This window comes from Paraburkholderia sp. GAS38, assembly GCF_050434965.1.
Taxonomy (GTDB): Bacteria; Pseudomonadota; Gammaproteobacteria; order Burkholderiales; family Burkholderiaceae; genus Paraburkholderia; species Paraburkholderia phenazinium_A.
In genome coordinates, this window is record NZ_JBNDJO010000001.1 from 549,583 (window position 1) to 570,797 (window position 21,215).

Consider the following 21,215-nt stretch of genomic DNA (forward strand, 5'->3'; position numbering starts at 1 on the left):
TCAACGCGCGGCGGCGCCGGCCGCGCTCGTGGCATGGCTCGCAGCAGCGTGTGCCGCAGTGCGTCCTGGCGTCTCGCGCTGCGCATGCTGGCGGCCGATCGCGTGATACTCGATGCCGAGCTCCTGCAACGCCTCCGGTTCATACAGGTTGCGGCCGTCGAAAATCAGCGGCGTCTTCAGGTGCTGTTTGAGGCTGTCGAAATCAGGACTCTTGAAGACTTTCCATTCCGTCAGGATCACCAGCGCGTCGGCGCCGCGCGCCACATCCATTTCCTCGCTCTCGAACGTGAGGCGGGCGTGTTGTTGCGGCACGTGTTGCAGATCGAGCGCGAAGACCCGCTTCGCTTCGTCGACCGCGACCGGGTCGTAGGCCTTCACGCGCGCGCCGCGCTTGAGCAGTTCCGCAATCAGCGGACGGCTCGGCGCTTCGCGCATGTCGTCGGTATTGGGCTTGAACGCGAGGCCCCACACGCCGAACGTGCGACCGGCCAGATCGTCCCCGAGACGCGCGACGATCTTGTGGGCGAGAATCTTCTTCTGCGTTTCGTTGACGGCCTCGACGGCCTCGAGGATGCGCAGGCCCGCGCGATGCTCGACCGCCGTGTTGATCAGCGCCTGCACGTCCTTCGGGAAGCACGAGCCGCCGTAACCGCAACCCGCGTACAGGAAGTCGTAGCCGATGCGCGGGTCCGAGCCGATGCCGCGGCGCACCGCTTCGATATCCGCGCCCACGCGATCGGCCAGGTTCGCCAGTTCGTTCATGAACGAGATGCGCGTCGCGAGCATCGCGTTGGCGGCGTACTTGGTGAACTCGGCCGAGCGCACGTCCATATACAGCGTGCGTTCGCGGTTGCGGTTGAACGGCGCGTAGACGCGCTTCATCAGTTCGCGAGCCTTTTCGCCGGGCACGTCCTCGTCGCAGCCGAGTACGATGCGATCGGGCCGCGTGAAGTCTTCGACCGCGGCGCCCTCTTTGAGGAACTCCGGATTCGACACCACCGAGAACATATGCTGCGCACCGCGTGCGGCCAGCTCCTCGGCAATCGCATTGCGCACCCGCACGGCGGTGCCGACCGGCACGGTCGACTTGTCGACGATCACCTTGAAACCCGTCATATGGCGGCCAATGTTGCGCGCGGCGGCCAGCACGTATTGCAGATCGGCCGAGCCGTCTTCGTCGGACGGCGTGCCCACCGCGATGAACTGGATATCGCCGTGCGCTACGGCGGCGGCGACGTCGGTCGAAAACGTCAGGCGCCCGGCCTTGCGGTTGCGCGCGATGATCTCCTGCAGGCCCGGCTCGTGGATCGGCACGCCGCCGCTGTTGAGCACGTCGATCTTGCGCTGATCGAGGTCGAGACAGAACACGTCGTTGCCGATGTCGGCAAGACAGGCGCCTGTCACGAGGCCCACATAGCCGCTACCAATGATCGTCACGTTCATGAATTACACCTCGGAGATTTGAATGGATCTGAAACAGGGCGCCCGCATCGTCGTGTCTGCTCGCGCCCGCTTAGGCCTGCTGATTTCCTGCGTCGCCTGCCGCGCCGCTCAATAAGCGTTGCTGCCGACAAAACCCTTCCAGAACGTCAGTACAACGATCTTGATGTCGAGCCAGAAGGTCCAGTTCTGCATGTAGTACAGGTCGAGCTTCACGCGCCCCATCATCTTTTCGATGCGGTCGGTCTCGCCCCGGTAGCCGTTGATCTGTGCCCAGCCGGTAATGCCCGGCTTGATGCGGTAACGGTGCATGTAGCCCTTCACCAGGTCCTTGTAGATGTCGTCGTGTTCGAGCGCGTGCGGGCGCGGCCCCACCACGGACATTTCCCCCCGCAGCACGTTGATGAACTGCGGCAGTTCGTCGAGGCTGGTGCGGCGCAGGAACGCGCCCACCGCCGTAATGCGCGGATCGCGGCGGGTCGCCTGGGTCACCTTGCCGGCGACCTCCGCGTGCACCTTCATCGAGCGGAACTTGTAGATCTCGAACTGGTTGCCGTCGATGCCCTTGCGCTTCTGGCGGAAGAACACCGGTCCCGGCGACGACAGCTTGACCATCACCGCGATCACCAGCATCAGCGGGGCGAGCGCCGTGAGCGCGCCGAAAGCAAACAGGCGATCGAACACGCGCTTGGGCAGCACGCGCAGATCGGTGATCGGCGAGGCCGCGAGGTTGATGGCAGGCACGCCGAGCAGATCGACCATCGGCTGGCTGAACAGCGTCAGGCTGCGCACGTCCGGAATGAAGCGGATGTTCACGAAGTCGTTGCGCAGCTCCATCACGAAGCGATGGATGGTCTTCTCCTTCGAGATCGGCAGCGCGAGCCACAGTTCGCGAATCGCCCGGTCGCGCACGAGCTGGATCATGGCGGCGAAGTCGCGCTCGACCGGCACACCCTCCACCGCCTGCGCCGCATCGGGATCCTGGTAGGGATCGACCGGGCCGTCCTCGTCGTACACCACCAGCGGGCTAAAACCGGCTTCGGGGCGGCTGCGCATCTGTTCGATCAGAAACTTGCCGTACGGCGCGCCGCCGACGATCGCCACCGCCTTGTGATTGAAACCCTCGCGGCGCAGTCCCTTGAGCACCGAGTACACCAGCGCCTTCGTCACGATCAGCAGCACGATGGTCGCGGCCGCCCAGTAGAGCAGCCAGAGGCGCGACAGCATGTCCGAGCGGTGCAGGCTGAAGCTGATCAGCACGCCGGTGGTCTCCACCATCACCCAGGCGCCCGAGACGCGGCACAGCAGGTCGACGAGCGGCTTGCCGCGCCACGACTGATAGATACCCAGCGCCGGAAAGAACACCACCACCAGCAGGCAGTCGAACGCCAGCGAGACGCTCTGCACGTCGTCCAGCCAGACCCATTGCCCGTTGTGCACGGCCGCTGCGATCAGCGCGCCCAGTGCGACCATGGCGATGTCGATGATTCTCGATAGAACGCTCAGCATGCGCTGCACCTCAGATCGTCAGTCAAGTTCCATCCGTGAAGTAAGCGGGCCTGCGCACCGCGGGAAAGGCATCGGCACCCGACATTCGCCTCGCGCCGCTCGCGTAATGGCCAATGACAAAGAATCGGTGCCTGGGCTTATCGAGCCCATTCGAAAAAGTGCGTATCCGAATGAGTGAATACCCGTACAGGACTAGATAAGGCGGTATTAAAAATCGCACTGCAAGATCGCAAAATATCTCAAAATGTATCGGTCAAAAGTGCCTGGTTTTTCTTCGATTTTTTCGGCAATTGTTGCCGTAAAAGATCGTGTTTGAGGTGAGCCGAGCCTTCGCGCTGGCGCCATGCACGGCGTTTTCCTCCAAACCTTGCATCTCATGGGATCTGCCCGTGCCGCCCCTTTTTTCAGCACGCCGCGGCGTGTCGAAAACGATCACCATTTTTTTGACATTATTTTTTTATTTTTCCGGTGTCCTGCAATAAAACCGAAATTATCCAGAGATTTCTTATGCCTTATTTCGATTAATTTTTCAGCAGCTCCGATTAACGATCTTTTATTGGTTATTTACGCCGTGATAAAACTCGACGCACTCACCCAGCCCCGAGGAGTACATCACCATGACAGCATCGGTTACGGCGTCCGTCGCCGACACCCGGCCAGACGCCGCCGCATCCCTGAAGGTCAAGCTGAAGGTTCATCCCGTCATCCTGGCGGGCGGCTCCGGCACGCGTTTGTGGCCGATGTCGCGCGAGCAGTATCCCAAGCAGCTGATCGGCCTGCTGGGCGCGGATTCGCTGCTGCAGTCCACCACTCGCCGCCTCGACGCGCTCGATGCCGGCCACCCGCTCGCCGATCAACTGATCGTGGTCGCGAACGAAGAACACCGCTTCACCACCGCCGAGCAATTGCGCACCAGCGGCAAGGCGAGCCGTCTGATCCTCGAACCCACGGGGCGCGATACGGCGCCGGCGCTGACGGTCGCGGCGCTGTCGATTGCCGCGCAGGACGACGACGGCATCATGGTGGTGATGCCCGCCGACCATGCGGTCACCGATCCCGACGCGTTCCATGCCGCGGTCGCCGCCGGCGTGCAGCACGCGTACGCCGGTCATATCGTCACCATGGGGATCGTCCCGACGCATGCGGAGACCGGTTACGGCTATATCCGTCTCGGCGCCCCGCTCGGCCGCGCCGGCACGGTGGATGCGCACCGCCTCGACCGCTTCGTCGAAAAGCCGCACCTCGAGCTTGCCCAGCGTTATGTCGAATCTAAGGAGTACTGGTGGAATAGCGGCATCTTCATCATGCGTGCTTCGACGTGGCTTGCCGCGATCGGGCATTTTCAGCCGGCGATTCTCGCGGCCTGCGAAGCGGCCTACGCCGGCGGCAAGGCGGACGGCGATTTCTTCCGGTTGCAGCGCGACGCGTTCAGTGCCTCGCCGTCGAATTCGATCGACTATGCGGTGATGGAGCAACTCGGCAGCGCTCCTTCGGTCGCCTCGGGCGTGGTCGTGCCGTTGCGGGCGGGTTGGTCGGATGTGGGGTCGTGGGATGCGATCTGGCAGATCTCGTCCAAGGACGAGGCCGGCAATGTGGCCCGCGGCGACGTGATGTTCGAAGGCTCGGCCTCGACCTTCGCGCATTCCGAAGGACGCCTGATTGCCTGCGTCGGCACCCAGGATCTGGTCATCGTGGAAACCGCCGATGCCGTGCTGGTGGCCGACAAGTCGCGCGTGCAGGATGTGAAGAAGATCGTCGGGCGGATTCGCGCCGCCGGCGGCGCCCAGGCGGCGAACCATCGCAAGGTGCACCGCCCCTGGGGCCATTACGATTCCGTGGATAGCGGCGAACGCTTTCAGGTCAAGCGCATCGTCGTCAATCCTGGGGCACGGCTGTCATTGCAGATGCATCATCACCGCGCCGAACACTGGATCGTCGTACGCGGCACGGCGCTCGTCACGCGCGGTGAAGAGCGCTTCATCGTCTCCGAAAACGAGTCCGCCTATATTCCGCTGGGCACGACTCACCGCCTCGAGAATCCCGGCAAGATGCCGCTGGAAATGATCGAGGTGCAGTCAGGTTCCTATCTCGGCGAAGACGACATCGTGCGCTTCGACGACACGTACGGCCGGCAATGAAGACGGCAACGGGCCCTGCGGTGTTTCACTCGCTGGCGATGCGGATCCTGCGGCGGTTGCTCCTACCGGCCGCGGGTTGCTCTTTGGCTCATCCTGCGTGGGAAATGAGCTCGGAAGCCGTCGGGAATCGTTCGGCTGTACTGTCCGTCGTTGTGTCGCCCGGATAGCGGCGCAGCGGGGCTCGCAACGCGCTGACCGGGCCATGTAGCGGACCGGTCAGCGGGCCGTTGATCGGCTTCGCCACGTGACCGCTCGCTGGTGCGTGCGCTTGTGCATGCATTTGGCCGCTCATCTGGCCGTTCATCTGCGCACTACCCGGCCCATCTACATGCACGCCCGCTGAACTGACGGTCGGCGTATTCGGCATGGTCCGCACACCCGGCAAAGGCCGCGCGTAATTACCCGGCAGCGGCGCGCCGGGCGCAGCGCTCAAGGTGCGGCACTGCCGGTCGATCCATTGATGCGCCCATTCCAGCGCATACTCCTGCGCTTCGTCAGGGTCCGCGAAACGCGGGCCGACAAGACCCGAGCGCTCGACGCGACGACCGTCCTGTTCAATCTCCGCCCATGCGCGATACATGGCGTTCGGCACGCGCTCGGCCGCCACGTAGATCACGTAGCCGCGCCGGTCGACAACCTGCGTGCCGCGCGCCGCGACGCTCATGGGCAGCGGACTGCGCGGATGGTCAGGGCACGGCGTCTCCCCGCCCAGCTCGACCGCCCGGCTGACCTGCGGCTCGGCATGCGACGTCTCGTGCGGCAACGCGCCGGACAACTGCCGGGTCATGTCGGCGAGCGGATCGAGCGAGCGCCAGCCGTTGCTGACACCGGCAGGCGTCTGCCACGACTCGGGGCTCTTCCAGCTCACCCCGCGCAACGTGTCTTCGCGCACGCTGACGACTTCCGGTTGCGCAGCGGGTTTCGCCGCCACCGGTTGCGACGCCTGCGGCACATACACGAAGCTGCGGCCCGTCTGCGATAACAGCCGGATCATCTCGGCGAGCGTGCCGTTCAACTGCCATTCCTCAAAACGGCGCCGGCAGGTCGGACCCGACGGATAGCGGCCCGGCAGTTTCGACCAGGGCTCACCGGTTGTCAGTATCCACAGGACAGCATTCGCCACGACGCGTGGCTCGGCGCGCGGCCGGCCGCGTCGATTCAGACGGACCGCCGGCTCATCGGAAACGAGCGCCGCGAGCAGCGCCCATTCGTCATTGCTTAGCTCATCGAAAAACATGCGGTTCTCCACACAGCCTGGCCAGGCTGCGGCTTTGGGCCGCTCACGAATTCAGCGTTCACGATTCGTGTAGGACCCGCGGTTGCACAAATATGTATTTACGTTCGGGCTTATTCGCGTCTGCCGCACTGTGATAGTGCGAACCTTCCCCACCGCGAAGCACAAAACGTGGTCTCACTCGTGCATTGGAGAATTTGTGCAGGAAGCATACCACCACCAGGGTTTGCATGAATATGACAATGACAAGTGTTACGGATGGAAACAAACTTCTGCTTTGGCGGTGTTGAATTTCTAATAGCCGCGGCAGAAATTCCGGCAGTGGCAACAGCACAACCGGCTATCGCGCAGACCCTTGTGGTGGAATAGCCGTCGAATGGCGACGTAAAGACGGCTGAAAATTTTTACGCTTTTTTAATTGCCGGCGCGGCCGGGACATGCTCAGCAGATGGCTCTGCCGCGCCGCCCTTCCACGCCGCGATGCGCCCGTTCGCCTGGGCCTGAGCGCATACGAAGGCGAACGAAACCGCCCCTCGTCAACGCACCGGATTCGACGCGTGCTCGCCCACCACCGTCATCCACGGACGCACGCGCCATTGCGTCACAAGCCCTTCACGTACGTATGGATCGGCGTGTGCAAACGCTTCGGCCGCAGCGGGCGAAGCGCCTTCGAACAGCAACACGGCGGTATCGGCCGGCTCGACCAGCGCCCCGCCAAGTTGCAATTCGCCGCGCTCAGCAGCGGCCCATGCCAGCTTCAGATGCGCGTCGCGCCACGCGGCGCGGCGTTCGAGATAGTCCGCGGCCAGATCATAGATCAACAGATAGTGCATGGTTATGCCTCGCTAATTACGGATCAAAAAAATTAAATAGAGTCAATAGAGTCAATATTGCGGCATTACATTATTTACGGAATTTTCTGCCGGATTCTTATTGGCGCCGATCGAATGGTTGAGATATCAATGTCGCTGAGGTATGAGTCTCTACGAGGCCGGATAAGCGTCGCGAATGGCTTCTCGATATCGCTCCATTCAATATGGATTCCATACTATTTGCGCGCGCTACTCTTACCGGATCTTTCACCCGCGGCGCATTCGCGGCGCGTCGCCCCGCACTGGCAGGCGGCCGTCTGCCAGGGGAAAACCTGCCCCTGACGCCTGTCAACCGGCCAACAACGTCATCCGTTTTACCTGACAGTTTTGCCATAATAACGACGGCGATGGGCAAACGGATGCCTGTGACGCCCGGTTGTACAACTACCAACAACAGTTTCACCACCGATGGAGTGTCCCATGAAGATCCAATCCGCTCTCGCTGCCCTCGTCCTCGGCGCCGTTCTGGCCTCGCCCGCTTTGGCCCAGAACAGCCAGCAGTCGAAGATGACCGTCTGTAACCAGCAGGCCGGCGACAAGAAAGGCGACGATCGCAAGGCTTTCATGAAATCGTGCCTGTCGTCGAAACCCGCCGCCGCACCGATGTCCCAGCAGGACAAGATGAAGGCCTGCAACACGCAAGCCGCCGGCAAGAAAGGCGACGATCGCAAGGCCTTCATGTCGACGTGCCTGAGCAACAAGAGCTAAGCGCAAGCCGGACCGGGCGTCGCGGCCACGGTCGCGACGTTCTACACCGTTCGCCGGAGCCCGGCATTTTCTTCTATGATGGCTGCGGAGACGGCCCATCTATAAAACACTATGCCCCATTGGGCCGCCATCTTGTCGTTGATGCCACAGAGCATTGAACGGAGGCAAGAATGGTATGGAGACACAAAAACCGCTGGTTCAGGCGGTGGCTGGTTGTCATCGTCTTTTGGGCGGTGCCGGTCGCGATCGTCGCGGTGCGCGAAATCCAGGAAGAGATGGCCTATAACGCCGTCGACCTCGAACGCTCGCTGACCAGCTGGGATCTCACCGACGCCCAACGCGCCGCTGGCGCCGCCGCCCGCTGCCATGGCGAGCCCGACGAGGCGCGCGCGGCAGGCTGCCCGGCGGCCGTGCTGGCCGCCAACGCGCCCCGCCAGCAGGAGGCCCGCGACGAATACACCGTCCGCCGCACCACCCTCGCCGCCTACCTGTGGCATGCGTTCGTCGGTTACTGGGTCGTGCCGGCCGTCACGCTGTTTCTGATCGGCATGGTGATCGGCGGGATTCGCCGCGCGCTGCGCCGGCCGCCGTCCGTCAAAAGCACGCCCAATCATTGAATGGCAGCGCGCTAGCGCCCGGGCCTCGGACCGCACCCGTACGACGTTGCGAAGTGACCACGTGGCCTCGGCGCGGCGTCCGTGCAACACATTCGCACAATTCTTTCATATTTATTTCAAACGCTCTGTGCGGGCGTGAAATCGGTAAAAAGGAGCGCGACGGCGTCCGCCTGAAGCGTGCCGCATGGCTGCTGGGGCAAACGCGCCAGTGACGAAAAAACCCCTGCGTTTCAAGCAGATCGAGCGCCTCAACGGCCGCATTGCGATCGGTCAATGTTACCCGACGGATTTTGCGGATTTGCCGCAAACGCCCGCCCCACAAGGCTTCTCGCGATGCGAGGGTTTGCACCCTTTAAGCTTGCGTGTGATATAACTAATCAGGCAACCCGGCAACACACACAAGGTTGCGCCCAGGAACCGTGATGGAGAAAAACGATGCAAAGACGAAACTTCATGCTGAAGACTACCGCTGCGCTAGCTTTCGGAGGCCTTGCACTCGCTGGATGTACCACGTCGTCGGGTACGCCCGATAACGCATCGACCAACATGTCGAAGCGCCAGTCAATCGACTCCAGTGTCGACGGCACCATGTCGCGCCTCTTCCAGACGGTGCCCGGCTCGCGTGAGCTCGTGTCGAAGGCGCGTGGCGTACTGGTATTCCCGTCTGTGCTGCAGGCGGGCTTCATTGTCGGCGGCCAGTATGGCGAGGGTTCGCTGCGGGTCGGCGGCGGCACGGTCGGCTACTACAGCACCGTGTCGGGCTCGTTCGGCCTGCAGGCCGGTGCGCAGTCGAAGGCCATCATCTTCCTGTTCATGACACAGGACGCGCTCGACAAATTCCGCAATACCGACGGCTGGTCCGCGGGCGGCGACGCTTCGGTCGCCCTCGTGAAGATGGGCGCGAACGGCGCCATCGACACCACCACCGCTACCGCGCCGGTCGAAGTGTTCGTGCTGACGAACGCCGGCCTGATGGGCGACATTTCGATCAACGGCACCAAGGTATCGCGCCTGAGTATCTAGGCGCACGGCCGCGGGACGGGACGCAAGGTCCCACCAGACAAAAACGGCGATGCTGCAGGCATCGCCGTTTTTTTGTGCTGCGCGGACGTTGGGCTCAGCGCGGCGCCGAGGTATCGATCACCTTGAAGCGCGAGCGCTTCTGCGCGCGAATCACCGACTGATACGCGTCGACATACTGCTGCGCCATCCGGTGCGAGGTAAAGCGCGCCTCGAAGCAAGCCCGTACGCCGGCACGCGGCACCTTGTGCAGACGGTTGACCGCCGCCACGGCGCCGATCTCGTCTTCGACGATGAAGCCCGTCACGCCGTCGTCCAGCACTTCGGGCACCGCGCCGCGATTGAAGGCGATCACCGGCGTGCCGCACGCCATGGCCTCGATCATCACGAGGCCGAACGGCTCCGGCCAGTCGATCGGAAACAGCAGCGCATGCGCGCCCGAGAGAAACGCGGCCTTTTGGTCGTCGGCGATCTCGCCGATGTAATCGACATACGGCAGATCCAGCAGCGGCTTGATATCGCGTTCGAAGTACTCGCGGTCGGCCGAGTCGACCTTCGCCGCGATGCGGATGGGCAGCCCGCAGCGGCCGGCAATGCGAATCGCCGTGTCCACGCGCTTTTCCGGCGAGATGCGGCCGAGAAACGCCAGGTACTTCTGCTCCACCGGCTGCGGCGTATAGAGCATCTCGGGCAGCCCGTGATACACGGTGGTCAGCCACTTGGCCTGCGGCAAGGGCTGGCGCTGCGAATTCGAAATCGAGATCACCGGCGCGGTATTGAAGGTGTCGAACACGGGCTGCTGCTCCGGCAAATCGAGCCGGCCGTGCAGGGTCGTGACGAATGGGGTGTCCTGGCGCTTGAACACCGAGAACGAGTAGTAGTCCATGTGGAAATGGAGCACGTCGAACGAGTCCGCCTGACGGCGCACCAGCTCCATCAGCAGCATATGCGGCGCGATACGGTCGCGGATGCCGGGGTCGAGCCGCAGCGCGCGCGGCCATACGGCTTCGAGCTTCGCGCTGGTGACCGAGTCGCCGCTGGCAAACAGCGTCACATCGTGACCGAGGTCGACCAGCGCCTCGGTGATGTACGACACGACGCGCTCCGTCCCGCCATACAGCTTGGGCGGCACCGATTCCGTCAAGGGGGCGATCTGAGCAATTCTCATCGTGTGTCTCCGTGGCCTGCTTATTATGTCCTGACTGCGAATTATTGCCGATTAAGCCCCAAAAAGCCGCAAGCCTTTCAATTCCTTTGCGCTGTTACAGTCGGGAAACATCCCGGCAGGGACCGCTGTCAGCGCGCCGGCCACTTCCAGGGCGGTAAATCGAGGTCGTCCGCGCCGGCAATCCGCGTGGCGCCCAGCTCCTTTTCGAGCACGATCGAATGACTGCCGTCCTCGCGCTCCAGCGCCGCAATCAGACGCGCCGCGTGCGACACCACCACCACCTGCGAGTGCCGGGCGGCGCGCGCGATCAGCCGCGCCAGCGCCGCCAGCAGATCGGGGTGCAGGCTCGTTTCCGGTTCGTTCAGCACCAGCAAGGCGGGCGGACGCGGCGTCAGGAGCGCGGCCACCAGCAGCAGATAGCGCAAGGTGCCGTCGGACAACTCCGCACCCTTCAGCGGGCGCAGCAGGCCGTGCTGATGCATCGTCACTTCGAAGCGGCCTTCGAGGCTCGCAACCGATATGCTCGAGCCGGGAAACGCGTCGTCGATGGCCGCATCGAGCGCGCCGGCATCGCCGATCTCGCGGATGGTCTGCAGCGCGGCGGCGAGATCGGCGCCGTCGTCGCTCAGCACCGGCGTATGCGTGCCGATTTGCGGCAGCCGCACGGGCGACTCGCTATCGGTGCGGAAATGGTCGTAGAAGCGCCACGAGCGGATCTGTTCGCGCACCGCGATCATTTCCGGCGCGGTACGCGGGTCGGAGAACTCCGTCATCATGCTGTCGAACGTCGCGACCGGCTGCGGAATGGTCTGCCAGTCGCCGCTGTCGTCGCGCGTCCGGATCGACGCGCCCTGGCGGTCCACCAGCAGCGCCGACGGCCGCAGCAGCGGACCGCTCCAGATGCATTCGCGCTTGATGACCGGGTCGAGCGCGAACGCCGTCGTCGACGCCTTGATGGTCGGCAGACCGAGGTCGATTGCATAGCTGAACTGATCGCCGGCGAAGCCGAGCCGCAGATTGACCGGCTCGCTGCGGCGCGTGCCCTGCACCGGCAGATCGCCCGTCAGCATGCCGCGCGAGAAACGCTCGGGACCGGCCCAGAGCGTCGACGGCAAACCGCCTTCGCGCGCCAGCGAGCCGATCACGCCGCCGCGCGCCGTCTGCGCCAGCAGCCGCAAGGCGCGATACACGCTGGATTTGCCGCTGCCGTTCGGCCCGGTGACGATATTCAGCGCCCCGAGCGGTACGATCACTTCGCGCAACGAACGATAGTTGGCAATGGCGAGTGCGTTCAACACATTCGAACCCGCCTGCATCAGGCCGACCGCCCGGCGTGATCCGCGCCATGCAGCGGCACGCTGCGCAAGTCGCGCAGGAACGAGTCGCGCCACACGCCGAGATCGTTCTCGCGCAGCGCGGCCATGTTGATCTCGTGACGGCGCTGGCGCGCCTCGAGCGGCATCGACAGCGCGCGCTGCAAGGCCTCGCACATGCCCACCGCATCATGCGGATTCACCAGCAGCGCGCCGCTCAGTTCGGCCGCCGCGCCCGCGAAAATGGACAGCACGAGCACGCCCGGATCGTCGGGGTTCTGCGCGGCCACATACTCCTTGGCGACGAGGTTCATGCCGTCGTGCAGCGGCGTGACAAAGCCGATCTGCGACTCGCGAAACAGCGACATCAGTTTCCAGCGGTCGTAACGCTGATTCAGATAACGGATCGGCGTGTAGTCGAGGCCCGAATAACGGCCGTTGATGCGCCCGGCTTCGTATTCGAGGTCCTGGCGGATCTGCTGGTAGGTGGCGACGTCCGAACGGGTGGGCGGCGCAATCTGCACCAGCGTGACATTGCCGCGCCACTCGGGCGAGCGCTCCAGCAGTTGCTCGAAGGCGCGAAAGCGTTCGACGAGCCCCTTCGAATAATCGAGCCGGTCGACGCTCATGATCAGCTTGCGGCCTTCGAGGCTCTGCTTGAGGTCCAGCACGTGCTGGCGGCTCTCATACCGCTGCGCCTGCTCGGCGATCTCGTCGGGGAACACGCCGATCCGGTACACACCGGTGCGCAGCTTGCGCCCGAAGGCTTCCGCGTGGCCGTCCTTGTTCACGCTGCCGCGCGCATGACGCACCAGGTAATCGTGGAACGCGAGCTCGTCGGTGGCGGTCTGGAAGCCGAGCAGGTCGTAGCAGCACAGCGACTTCACCAGCTCTTCATGCGGCGGAATATTGAGCAGGATCTGCGGCGCCGGAAACGGGATATGCAGGAAAAAGCCGATGCGGTTGGTGATGCCTTCGGAGCGCAGCGCCTCGGCGAACGGGATCAGGTGATAGTCGTGCACCCAGATGATGTCGTCGGGCTCGAGCAGCTTGATCAGGCGGTGCGCGAGCCAGGCATTGACGCGCCGGTAGCCCGCGTATTCCTCGCGCTCGTAACGGGCGAGGTCATTGCGATAGTGAAAGACCGGCCACAGCGTCGCGTTCGAAAAGCCGCGATAGTACTGATCGTAGTCCTTGCGCGTGAGCCCGACGGTGGCGAACGTCACCGCGCCGTCCTGTTCGAGCGTGGGGCCGGCGTTGGCGACGGTCTCGCTGACCACGTCGCCGCTCCAGCCGAACCACACGCCGCCCGCGTCCTTCAAGGCGCCGAATACGCCCACGGCGAGCCCGCCGGCCGAGCCTTTGGTTTCCGTCGGCGTTGCGACGCGATTCGACACGACGATCAGTCGGCCCATGTCTGGTGTCCTCCTCGGTTCGGCGGGCGGGCGCGCAGGCGCCGCCCAGGTTCGCTAGTCAGGTCGGAATGACACTTCGACCCGTCTCGAGGAGGATCAGTTGCAAGCCCGGTGCTCAGGCCAGGTATTCGCGGCCGGGACCCGCTTCGATCCAGCGGGTCTTACTCGCCGCTCTTGCAGGGAAAGGCCTTGCCGAGCCCCAATGAAATGGCCGTGCTGGCGTTGTAGCCGGCCACGTTCGGATTCTCCGCAATGTACTTGCGCACCGCATCGGTCAACTGTTGCGAGCGGGCGTCCTGCGGCAGGCAGAAGTACTGGCCGACTCGCGGGCCGGTGGTGCCGCCGATCGCGTCGATCGTGTTGAACACGCCGTCGGCCGCGCCTTCGATATACGCGGCACAGGCGCTTCGTGAGGCCACATCCGTTTTCTCGCACAGCTTGTTGAGGTCGCCTCCCGTAAACGCGGCTGCCGTTAGCGGTACGGCAAGCGCGCTGGCGCAAATCAAAGCCCGCAGCATGGTGATCCTTCCAGGGTAATGATCGAGCGGTCTGATGCCGCATAGAAACGGCGCGCCCCAAAGCGCGCCGTAACCGTTATTCTGCACTGTTTTTACGGCATGCGAAGCATGCCGGCTGCCTTACTTCGGCTGCGTCTGCTGCATGCGCGCCGTCAGGCCTTCGACGACGTCCGGTTCCTTGTACTGCTTGGCGAAGTCCAGCGCGTTCATGCCGATCTGGTTTTTCACGTTCAGATCCGCGCCGTTGTCGAGCAGCAGCTTCACGGTCGAGATATGGCCGCCGCGCGCCGCCATCATCAGCGGCGTGGTGCCGTTCGGCGAACCGGCGTCGACATAGGCCGAGTGGTCGAGCAGCAGCTTGACGATGTCGTCATGGCCGTTGGCGGCCGCGTAGTGCAGCGGCGCCCAGCCCTTCTTGTTGACCTCGGCGTCCTTCGAGATCAGCAGTTGCACCATCTCCATGTCGCCGTTCAGCGCGGCCAGCATCATGGCGTTTTCGCCGGCCTTGTCCGTGATCTCGATGTTGGTCTTCGGATTGGCGACCAGCGCGGCGGCGACCTTGTCCGACTTTTCGCGGGCGGCGAGCACCAGCAGCGGCATGCCCTGGTCGTCGGTCATGTTCGGGTCCATGCCGTGCGAAAGCTGCTTGTTGACTTCGTTGACGTCGTCGAACTTGACGGCCTTGATCATGGTGTCAGCCGGCGCAGCCTGCACCGGCAGCGCGGCGAATGCCGCGCAGGCGAAACCGCCGGCCAGCGCGAGCCGGGCCACCCGGACGGCGCCGCGCCGCAATGGCGACAGGCCCCGCGTGCGGTTGGCGGCGGACGACGTGGCGATCTGGGCGTGGGTCTGAGTCGAGTAGTTGTTCATAGATGGCTTTAAGAAACGTCTCTATCCTGTTGATAATATTCAATTTCAGGATTCAAGTGCCGGCCGGCGCAGGAATCCTGAAGAGCCGGAAGAAATTGTCCGTCGTGGCGGCGGCCAGCGCCGCATCCGGCATCTCGCGTTGTTGTGCGATGAAGCGTCCGACATAACTTACGTACGCAGGTTCATTCGGCTTGCCGCGATAAGGCACGGGGGCGAGGTACGGCGAGTCGGTTTCGATCAGCAGCCGCTCGAGCGGCACGCGCCGCGCCACGTCCTGCACGTCGGTCGCGCTCTTGAATGTGACGATGCCGGAGAGCGAGATATAGAAGTTCTGCGCCAGCGCCTGTTCCGCGATTGCCCACGGCTCGGTAAAGCAGTGCATCACGCCGCCCGGCTCGCCCGCGCGCTCCTCGGCCATGATCCGCAGCGTGTCTTGCGCCGACGAGCGGGTATGGACGATCAGCGGCTTGCCCGTGGCATGCGCGGCACGGATATGGGTGCGAAAGCGCTCGCGCTGCCATTCCATGTCGGCGATCGTGCGGCCTTCGAGGCGGTAGTAATCGAGCCCCGTCTCGCCGATGGCGACCACTTTCGGGTGTTCGGCCAGTTCGACCAGTTGGGCGACGCTCGGCTCCTGGGCATCCTCGTGATCCGGATGTACGCCGACCGAGGCGTAGACGTTCTCATACGCCTCGGCGACCGCCAGCACGGACGGCAGGCTCTCGAGGTCGACGGACACGCACAGCGCATGCGTGACCGAGTGGCTGCGCATGTTCTCGATGACCTGCGGCAGGCGGTCGGCGAGTCCTTCGAAGTTGATGTGGCAGTGCGAGTCGACAAACATGGTGGTGTCCTGCGATGAATCCGGTGGTGGTACCAAGGCCTATGAAGCGGGATCGGGGACCGCCCGCTTCGGGCAAACAGGTCAGGCAGACGGCTCGAGCCGGCGCCCGAGAATCAGCAGGTCGCGCTCGACGCCGTCCAGCACCGCGACGCGCGGCAGCGCGCCCCAGTCGCCGAAGCCGAAGCTGCGGAACAGCCGCAGGCTCGCTTCATTGTGGCCGAAAATGAAGCCCAGCACGGTGTCGATGCCGAGTCCCGGCGCGGCTTCCAGCGACGCCGCCAGCAACTGTTTGCCGAGCCCTTTGCCGCGTGCCGCTTCGTCCAGATAGATGCTGACCTCGGCGGTATGCGAGTACGCGGGGCGGCCGTAGAAGTCCGAAAAGCTCAGCCAGGCGATCACCCGGCCTTCCCCTTCGACCACCCACAGCGGACGCTTGGCCGGTCCGTGGGCGTGAAACCAGGCGAGCCGGCTTTCGATGCTCACCGGCTCCAGATCCGCCGTGACCTGGCGCGACGGCACGGTCGAATTGTAGATGGCGACGATGGCGGGCAGATCGTCGAGCGTGGCATCGCGGTAGGAAAGGCTCATGGTGATGGCGAACTTGTCAGGGGTCAGTCGGGTTGAAGCGGGTTCCAGCGGGTATCGATCGGGTCGGGGGTCGATCGGGTATCCATCGCGCAGCGGACCGGCGGCAAAGTGGCCCGCGCTTCGTTCGGGCCAGCCCGCGACCGGGCGAACAGCGCGCGGCGCCCTCACTCAGCAGGCTTAAGCAAACAGGTCGCGGTAGCCGATAAACAGCTCCTCGAAGACTAGCCGGGCGTTAAGTGGATGGTTTTCCACCGCGCGCTGGCGCGTCACCGTCTTGGTGAAACGGGCGAACGCGGTGGCGTCGGCCTGCGCGGCGCAGCGCGTGAGCGCCGTTGCGGCCTGCGGAAAATAGCGCGGCGCGCCGGCGGTGCGTTGCGCGAGCAGGTCGTACAGCCAGCGCTGCAGCCAGCCGAGCACGAGCGGCACCGGCAGCTTCTGCAGCGCCTCGGCGCAGGCGAAGGCATCGCACTGCGGGCCGGCGGCGAGTTGCTTGAGGGTCCAGTCGCGCAGCGTGCGGTTTTCGTCGCTGGCGAGCGCCAGCGCGGTGAGCGGCGCGCCGCCCGCTTCGGCCAGCAGCGCCGGCGCATCCGCCACACCCTGGGCGGCCAGCCACGGCGTGGCCACCTCCGCTGCGGGCGCCGTCATCGGCCACTGGCGGCAACGGCTGATGATGGTGGGCAACAGCCGGTCGATGCGCGCCGAGACCATCAGGAACACCACGCCCGCGGGCGGCTCCTCCAGCGTCTTCAGGAGCGCGTTGGCGGCCGCGACGTTGAGCGCCTCGGCCGGCGCCAGCACGACCACCCGGGCGCCGCCGCGATGCGAACCCACGCCGGTGAAATCCAGCAGCGAGCGCACCTGTTCGATCTTGATTTCCTTGCTCGGCGCGCGAGTCTTTTTGCTGTCGTCGGCGTCGGCCTTGTCGGCTTTTTCGTCCGCAGCGGCGTTGGTGAGGCCCGCTTCGGCAGCCAGCGCCTCCGGCACCACGATCCGGTAGTCCGGATGGTTGCCCTGCACGAACCAGTGACAGGCGGCGCAGGCGCCGCACGGCTCGCCGTTGGGAAGCTGCGCCTCGCACAGCAGGCCTTGCGCCAGATGCTGCGCGAAGCGCAGCTTGCCGATCCCCGCCTGCCCATGGAGCAACAACGCATGCGGCCAGTGCCCGCGCAGTTGTTGCAGGCGGTTCCAGTCATCGGCTTGCCACGGATAAATCATCGTTTCTCTTTGAATTCAATCGGTTGACAGCGCTTGTTCGAGTCCGACGCGAGCTGGCAACTCGTTATAATTGGCGTTTATATTTATTTAAAATCAAAGCGTTGAGATCAACTCTTCGAGTCTTTTCTGAATGTGCGGAATGCTCTGCGAAGAGTCAATGATAGCGAACCGGTACGGCGCTTCTTCCGCGCGGCGCAAATACTCGGCACGGGTGCGGGTAAAAAACGCATCCGATTCGCTCTCGAAGCGATCCGGCTCGCGCGCCGAACTGCGCCGCTCGCTGGCGGTATCCGGCGCCACGTCGAACAGCAGCGTCAGGTCCGGCTGGAAGCCGCCCTGCACCCAGCGCTCGAGCGCTTCGAGCTTGTCGCGCGGCAGGCCGCGGCCGCCGCCCTGATAGGCGAAAGTCGCGTCGCTGAAGCGGTCCGACAGCACCCAGTCGCCGCGCGCCAGCGCCGGCTCGATCACCTGGGCCAGGTGCTCGCGGCGCGCCGCGAACATCAGCAGGGCCTCGGTTTCGAGGTCCATCTTCTGGTGCAGCAGGATCTCGCGCAGCGACTCGCCGAGCGCGGTGCCACCCGGCTCGCGCGTCATGACGACCGACCGGCCGCCCGCCGCGATGTGCTGTTCGAGGCGCTCGCGAAACCACGCGAGATGGGTGGTCTTGCCCGCACCGTCAATGCCTTCGAACGTGATGAATTTGCCCCGCGCCATCATTGCCCTCGAATATATTTGTCGACGGCCTTGTTGTGATCGCCGAGTGTGTCAGAAAAAATGCTGCTGCCGTCGCCGCGCGACACGAAGTACAGCGCGGTGGTTTGCGCCGGGTTCAGCGCCGCCTGCAGCGACGCGACCCCAGGCAGCGAGATGGGAGTGGGCGGCAGGCCCATCCGCGTATAGGTATTGTAAGGAGTGTCGGTCAGCAGATCGCGCTTGTGCAGATGGCCCGTATAGCTGTCGCCCATGCCGTAGATCACCGTCGGATCGGTCTGCAGCGGCATGCCCACGCGCAGCCGGTTGGCGAACACCGCCGCGACCATCGGCCGGTCCGAGGCCTTGCCGGTTTCCTTTTCGATGATCGACGCCATGGTCAGTGCATCATAAGGCGTTTTGTACGGCAGCCCTGGCGCTCGTGCCATCCACGCTTCGTCGAGGCGCTCGCGCATCAGGTGATAGGCGCGGCGGTAGACGTCGAGGTCGCTGGTGTTCTTGTCGAACAGATACGTGTCGGGGAAAAACAACCCTTCGCCGTTGCTGAGCGTCGCTTCCGGTGCGCCGATCGCGGAGAGCAACTGGGCGTCGGTCATGCCGGCCGTGTCGTGCGTGAGCGCCGGATTGGTGTCCAGCTCGGCGCGCATGCGCTTGAAAGTCCAGCCTTCGATGATCGTCGCGACGTATTCGTTGACGTCGCCGCGGGCGATCTTCTGCAGGACTTCATACGGCGTCACGCCGCTCTTGAACTCGTAGTTGCCCGATTTGAGCTCGCTTTGCAGCCCGAGCAGGCGCGTCATGACGACGAACAGCTCCGGTTCGACCGGCACGCCGCCGCGGTTCAGCTGCAGCGTGACGCTGCGCAGGCTGCTGTGCGGTTTGACGGTGACGTCGAGTTGCGGGGGTGTCAGGCTGATGGGGGTGTTGGCCCAATGGTATCCGCCGGCAATGGCGGCTGCGGCCAGCGCAACGACGATCGTGCCGGCAACGAGACATTTCTTCAGAAGGGACATGCGAAACATGGCTGGGGTGGACCCCATATAATACTTGCTTGCCCTAGCTAAAGTCACAATTGACTGCTCTCTGAATCCATGAACGCACCGCTCGCTTCTGCTCCCGGCACCGCTTCCGCCGCCTCGCCGGTCACGCTCGCCCCGCTGCCGCGCCCCGCGCGCGAGGAATTCGAGGCGGTGACGGCACACGGCGCCTATATGCCGCTCACGCAATTCGGCGTCATCGATGCGACCGGCGACGATGCGGCGAGCTTCCTGCACGGCCAGTTGACCAACGACACCCAGCATCTGGAAGCGGCCAACGTCCGTCTGGCCGGCTACTGCTCGGCCAAGGGCCGCCTGCTGGCATCGTTTCTGAGCTGGCGCAGCGGCGAGACGATCCGTCTGCTGGTGTCGAAAGACGTCCAGGCCGCGGTGCAAAAACGTCTGTCGATGTTCGTGCTGCGTGCCAAGGCGAAGCTCACGGACGCCAGCGGCGAACTCGCCGTGGTGGGTCTCGCGGGCGACGTGCGCAAGGCGCTCTCGGGCGTGTTCGACGCCGTGCCGGACGGCGTGCACGTCAAGGTGGACGGCCCGGCGGGTGCGCTGATCCGCGTGCCGGACGCGCTCGGGCGCCTGCGTTATCTGTGGGTCGGACCGAAGGCCGAGGTCGAAGCGCGCCTGCCGGTACTAGAGGGCAAGCTCACGCGCGCCTCGGCGGCCGTGTGGGACTGGCTCGATATCCGCGCCGGCGAGCCGCGCATCACCCAGCCGGTGGTCGAGCAGTTCGTGCCGCAGATGGTCAACTTCGACGTACTCGGCGGCGTGAATTTCCGCAAGGGATGCTATCCGGGCCAGGAAGTGGTCGCGCGCAGCCAGTATCGCGGCACGATCAAGCGGCGCACGGCGCTCGCGAACGTCGCCGGCGAGCTGGAGTCGGTTTTGGCGGGTGCGGAGGTGTTCCATTCGGACGATCCGGGGCAGCCGTGCGGCATGGTCGTCAATGCCGCCTCGGCGCCGGATGGCGGCGTGGATGTGCTGGTGGAGGTCAAGCTGGCGGCGCTGGAAACCGGTACGGTGCATCTGGGCTCGGCCGAGGGGCCGGCGCTGACGTTCCTGCCGCTGCCGTACGCGCTGCCCGCCGAGGTTTGAGGCGGCCTCGCGCGATTGCCGCGCACCCTCACCCCACTGCGGGAGACCTCCCCCGATGTGCCTGATCGTCTTCGACTGGCGGCCCGCTGCGATCGACGGGCCGCTCTTTACGCTTGCCGCCAACCGCGACGAGTTCTTTCGCCGTACCGCCGAGCCGATGCACTGGTGGTCCGAGGCGCCGGGTTTGCTGGCCGGACGCGATCTGCTGGGCGGCGGCACATGGCTCGGCATGACGCGCGACGGCCGCTTCGCGGCGCTGACCAACTACCGGGCGCCGCACGAAATGCGTCCCGATGCGCCCACGCGCGGCACGCTGGTGAGCAACTGGCTGCTGGGCGAACCGTCCGCCGGGCTCGCGCCGCTCGATTACCTGCAGCAAGTCGCGCAGGACGGCGAAATCTATAACGGCTTTAACCTGCTGGTCGGCGACTGGTCGCGGCGTGAACTCGGCTGGTATTGCAACCGGTCGGCGACGGGTCCTGCCTTGCTCGCAGCCGGCACGCATGGCATCTCCAATGCCGTACTCGACACACCCTGGCCCAAGCTCGTGCGCAAGCGCGCGGAACTAGGCGGGCTGCTGGCCGCGGATCCGCTGGTGCCGCTCGAACGGCTCATCGATCTGATGCGCGATCCGCAACTCGCCCGCGACGACGAGTTGCCGTCGACCGGCATTCCGCTCGAACGCGAGCGGGTGTTGTCGGCGGCATTCATCGAGTCGCCGGAATACGGCACGCGCGGCACGACGGCGTTGAGGGTGGTGGCGAACTGCACGCATGGCGAGCATCTCAGCGCCGCCGTCGCCGAACGCAGCGACGACAACGGCTCGCATCGTGTGGTCCGGCCGGGGGACTTCGAGCGCAGTTTCGCGTTCAACATCGAGCGCTGAGACGG

The 21,215-nt window shown here is 64.6% G+C and carries 20 protein-coding genes; 6 read left to right on the forward strand and 14 right to left on the reverse strand.

The window, feature by feature from the left end:
* Entirely contained in the window at nucleotides 1–1,443 is a 1,443-nt protein-coding gene (locus P3T42_RS02310) for a UDP-glucose dehydrogenase family protein (RefSeq protein WP_429305073.1), read from the reverse strand.
* 108 nt (nucleotides 1,444–1,551) lie between these two features.
* A complete protein-coding gene (locus tag P3T42_RS02315; RefSeq protein ID WP_074298830.1) occupies nucleotides 1,552–2,949 on the reverse strand; it encodes an undecaprenyl-phosphate glucose phosphotransferase in 1,398 nt (465 codons plus the stop codon).
* Nucleotides 2,950–3,566: 617 nt separating this feature from the next.
* On the opposite strand from P3T42_RS02315, the gene P3T42_RS02320 reads away from it, so the two are divergent.
* The gene (locus P3T42_RS02320; protein WP_074298828.1) at nucleotides 3,567–5,087 is read left to right on the forward strand and encodes a mannose-1-phosphate guanylyltransferase/mannose-6-phosphate isomerase; all 1,521 of its coding nucleotides are present in this window, start codon (nucleotides 3,567–3,569) and stop codon (nucleotides 5,085–5,087) included.
* Nucleotides 5,088–5,175: 88 nt separating this feature from the next.
* Here P3T42_RS02320 and P3T42_RS02325 read toward each other — a convergent pair whose 3' ends face one another.
* Together P3T42_RS02325 and P3T42_RS02330 are read right to left on the reverse strand one after the other, a co-directional pair.
* Nucleotides 5,176–6,324, reverse strand: a complete 1,149-nt coding sequence (locus P3T42_RS02325) for a DUF6566 family protein (protein ID WP_429305074.1) — start codon at nucleotides 6,322–6,324, stop codon at nucleotides 5,176–5,178.
* A gap of 533 nt (nucleotides 6,325–6,857) precedes the next feature.
* Nucleotides 6,858–7,154, reverse strand: coding sequence for a YciI-like protein (locus tag P3T42_RS02330; RefSeq protein ID WP_074298824.1), 297 nt, complete (start codon nucleotides 7,152–7,154; stop codon nucleotides 6,858–6,860).
* 459 nt (nucleotides 7,155–7,613) lie between these two features.
* Here P3T42_RS02330 and P3T42_RS02335 point away from each other — a divergent pair, with 459 nt between their 5' ends.
* From P3T42_RS02335 to P3T42_RS02345, 3 genes are all read left to right on the forward strand, one after another.
* The gene (locus P3T42_RS02335; protein ID WP_074298822.1) at nucleotides 7,614–7,901 is read left to right on the forward strand and encodes a PsiF family protein; all 288 of its coding nucleotides are present in this window, start codon (nucleotides 7,614–7,616) and stop codon (nucleotides 7,899–7,901) included.
* 170 nt (nucleotides 7,902–8,071) lie between these two features.
* Complete coding sequence (locus tag P3T42_RS02340) at nucleotides 8,072–8,518, forward strand: hypothetical protein (RefSeq protein WP_074298820.1); 447 nt, start codon at nucleotides 8,072–8,074, stop codon at nucleotides 8,516–8,518.
* A gap of 435 nt (nucleotides 8,519–8,953) precedes the next feature.
* Nucleotides 8,954–9,541, forward strand: a complete 588-nt coding sequence (locus P3T42_RS02345; RefSeq protein ID WP_074298818.1) for a BPSL1445 family SYLF domain-containing lipoprotein — start codon at nucleotides 8,954–8,956, stop codon at nucleotides 9,539–9,541.
* Between the two features lie 94 nt (nucleotides 9,542–9,635).
* Here P3T42_RS02345 and P3T42_RS02350 read toward each other — a convergent pair whose 3' ends face one another.
* The 10 genes from P3T42_RS02350 to mltG form a co-directional block, all read right to left on the reverse strand.
* On the reverse strand, nucleotides 9,636–10,706 hold the full coding sequence (locus P3T42_RS02350) for a glycosyltransferase family 4 protein (RefSeq protein WP_074298816.1): 1,071 nt from the start codon (nucleotides 10,704–10,706) through the stop codon (nucleotides 9,636–9,638).
* 128 nt (nucleotides 10,707–10,834) lie between these two features.
* A complete protein-coding gene (locus P3T42_RS02355; protein ID WP_429305075.1) occupies nucleotides 10,835–12,004 on the reverse strand; it encodes an AAA family ATPase in 1,170 nt (389 codons plus the stop codon).
* A 17-nt stretch (nucleotides 12,005–12,021) separates the two neighbouring features.
* On the reverse strand, nucleotides 12,022–13,434 hold the full coding sequence (otsA, locus tag P3T42_RS02360; RefSeq protein WP_429305076.1) for an alpha,alpha-trehalose-phosphate synthase (UDP-forming): 1,413 nt from the start codon (nucleotides 13,432–13,434) through the stop codon (nucleotides 12,022–12,024).
* 161 nt (nucleotides 13,435–13,595) lie between these two features.
* Complete coding sequence (locus P3T42_RS02365; RefSeq protein WP_074298812.1) at nucleotides 13,596–13,952, reverse strand: Rap1a/Tai family immunity protein; 357 nt, start codon at nucleotides 13,950–13,952, stop codon at nucleotides 13,596–13,598.
* 120 nt (nucleotides 13,953–14,072) lie between these two features.
* Nucleotides 14,073–14,822 carry an ankyrin repeat domain-containing protein gene (locus tag P3T42_RS02370; RefSeq protein ID WP_429305077.1) on the reverse strand — a complete coding sequence of 250 codons (750 nt, stop codon included), beginning with the start codon at nucleotides 14,820–14,822 and terminating at the stop codon, nucleotides 14,073–14,075.
* Between the two features lie 52 nt (nucleotides 14,823–14,874).
* Nucleotides 14,875–15,666: a TatD family hydrolase gene (locus P3T42_RS02375; RefSeq protein ID WP_429305078.1), complete on the reverse strand. Its 792-nt coding sequence runs from the start codon at nucleotides 15,664–15,666 to the stop codon at nucleotides 14,875–14,877.
* Nucleotides 15,667–15,747: 81 nt separating this feature from the next.
* On the reverse strand, nucleotides 15,748–16,254 hold the full coding sequence (locus P3T42_RS02380) for an N-acetyltransferase family protein (protein WP_429305079.1): 507 nt from the start codon (nucleotides 16,252–16,254) through the stop codon (nucleotides 15,748–15,750).
* A 177-nt stretch (nucleotides 16,255–16,431) separates the two neighbouring features.
* Nucleotides 16,432–17,469: a DNA polymerase III subunit delta' gene (locus tag P3T42_RS02385; protein ID WP_074298803.1), complete on the reverse strand. Its 1,038-nt coding sequence runs from the start codon at nucleotides 17,467–17,469 to the stop codon at nucleotides 16,432–16,434.
* Nucleotides 17,470–17,562: 93 nt separating this feature from the next.
* Complete coding sequence (tmk, locus tag P3T42_RS02390) at nucleotides 17,563–18,183, reverse strand: dTMP kinase (protein WP_074298801.1); 621 nt, start codon at nucleotides 18,181–18,183, stop codon at nucleotides 17,563–17,565.
* On the reverse strand, nucleotides 18,183–19,193 hold the full coding sequence (mltG, locus tag P3T42_RS02395) for an endolytic transglycosylase MltG (protein ID WP_429305080.1): 1,011 nt from the start codon (nucleotides 19,191–19,193) through the stop codon (nucleotides 18,183–18,185). Before mltG ends, tmk begins: the two co-directional genes overlap by 1 nt.
* A 78-nt stretch (nucleotides 19,194–19,271) precedes the next feature.
* On the opposite strand from mltG, the gene P3T42_RS02400 reads away from it, so the two are divergent.
* Nucleotides 19,272–20,324, forward strand: a complete 1,053-nt coding sequence (locus P3T42_RS02400) for a YgfZ/GcvT domain-containing protein (RefSeq protein ID WP_429305081.1) — start codon at nucleotides 19,272–19,274, stop codon at nucleotides 20,322–20,324.
* A 55-nt stretch (nucleotides 20,325–20,379) separates the two neighbouring features.
* Nucleotides 20,380–21,210, forward strand: a complete 831-nt coding sequence (locus P3T42_RS02405; RefSeq protein WP_429305082.1) for an NRDE family protein — start codon at nucleotides 20,380–20,382, stop codon at nucleotides 21,208–21,210.
* Nucleotides 21,211–21,215 lie beyond the last annotated feature (5 nt).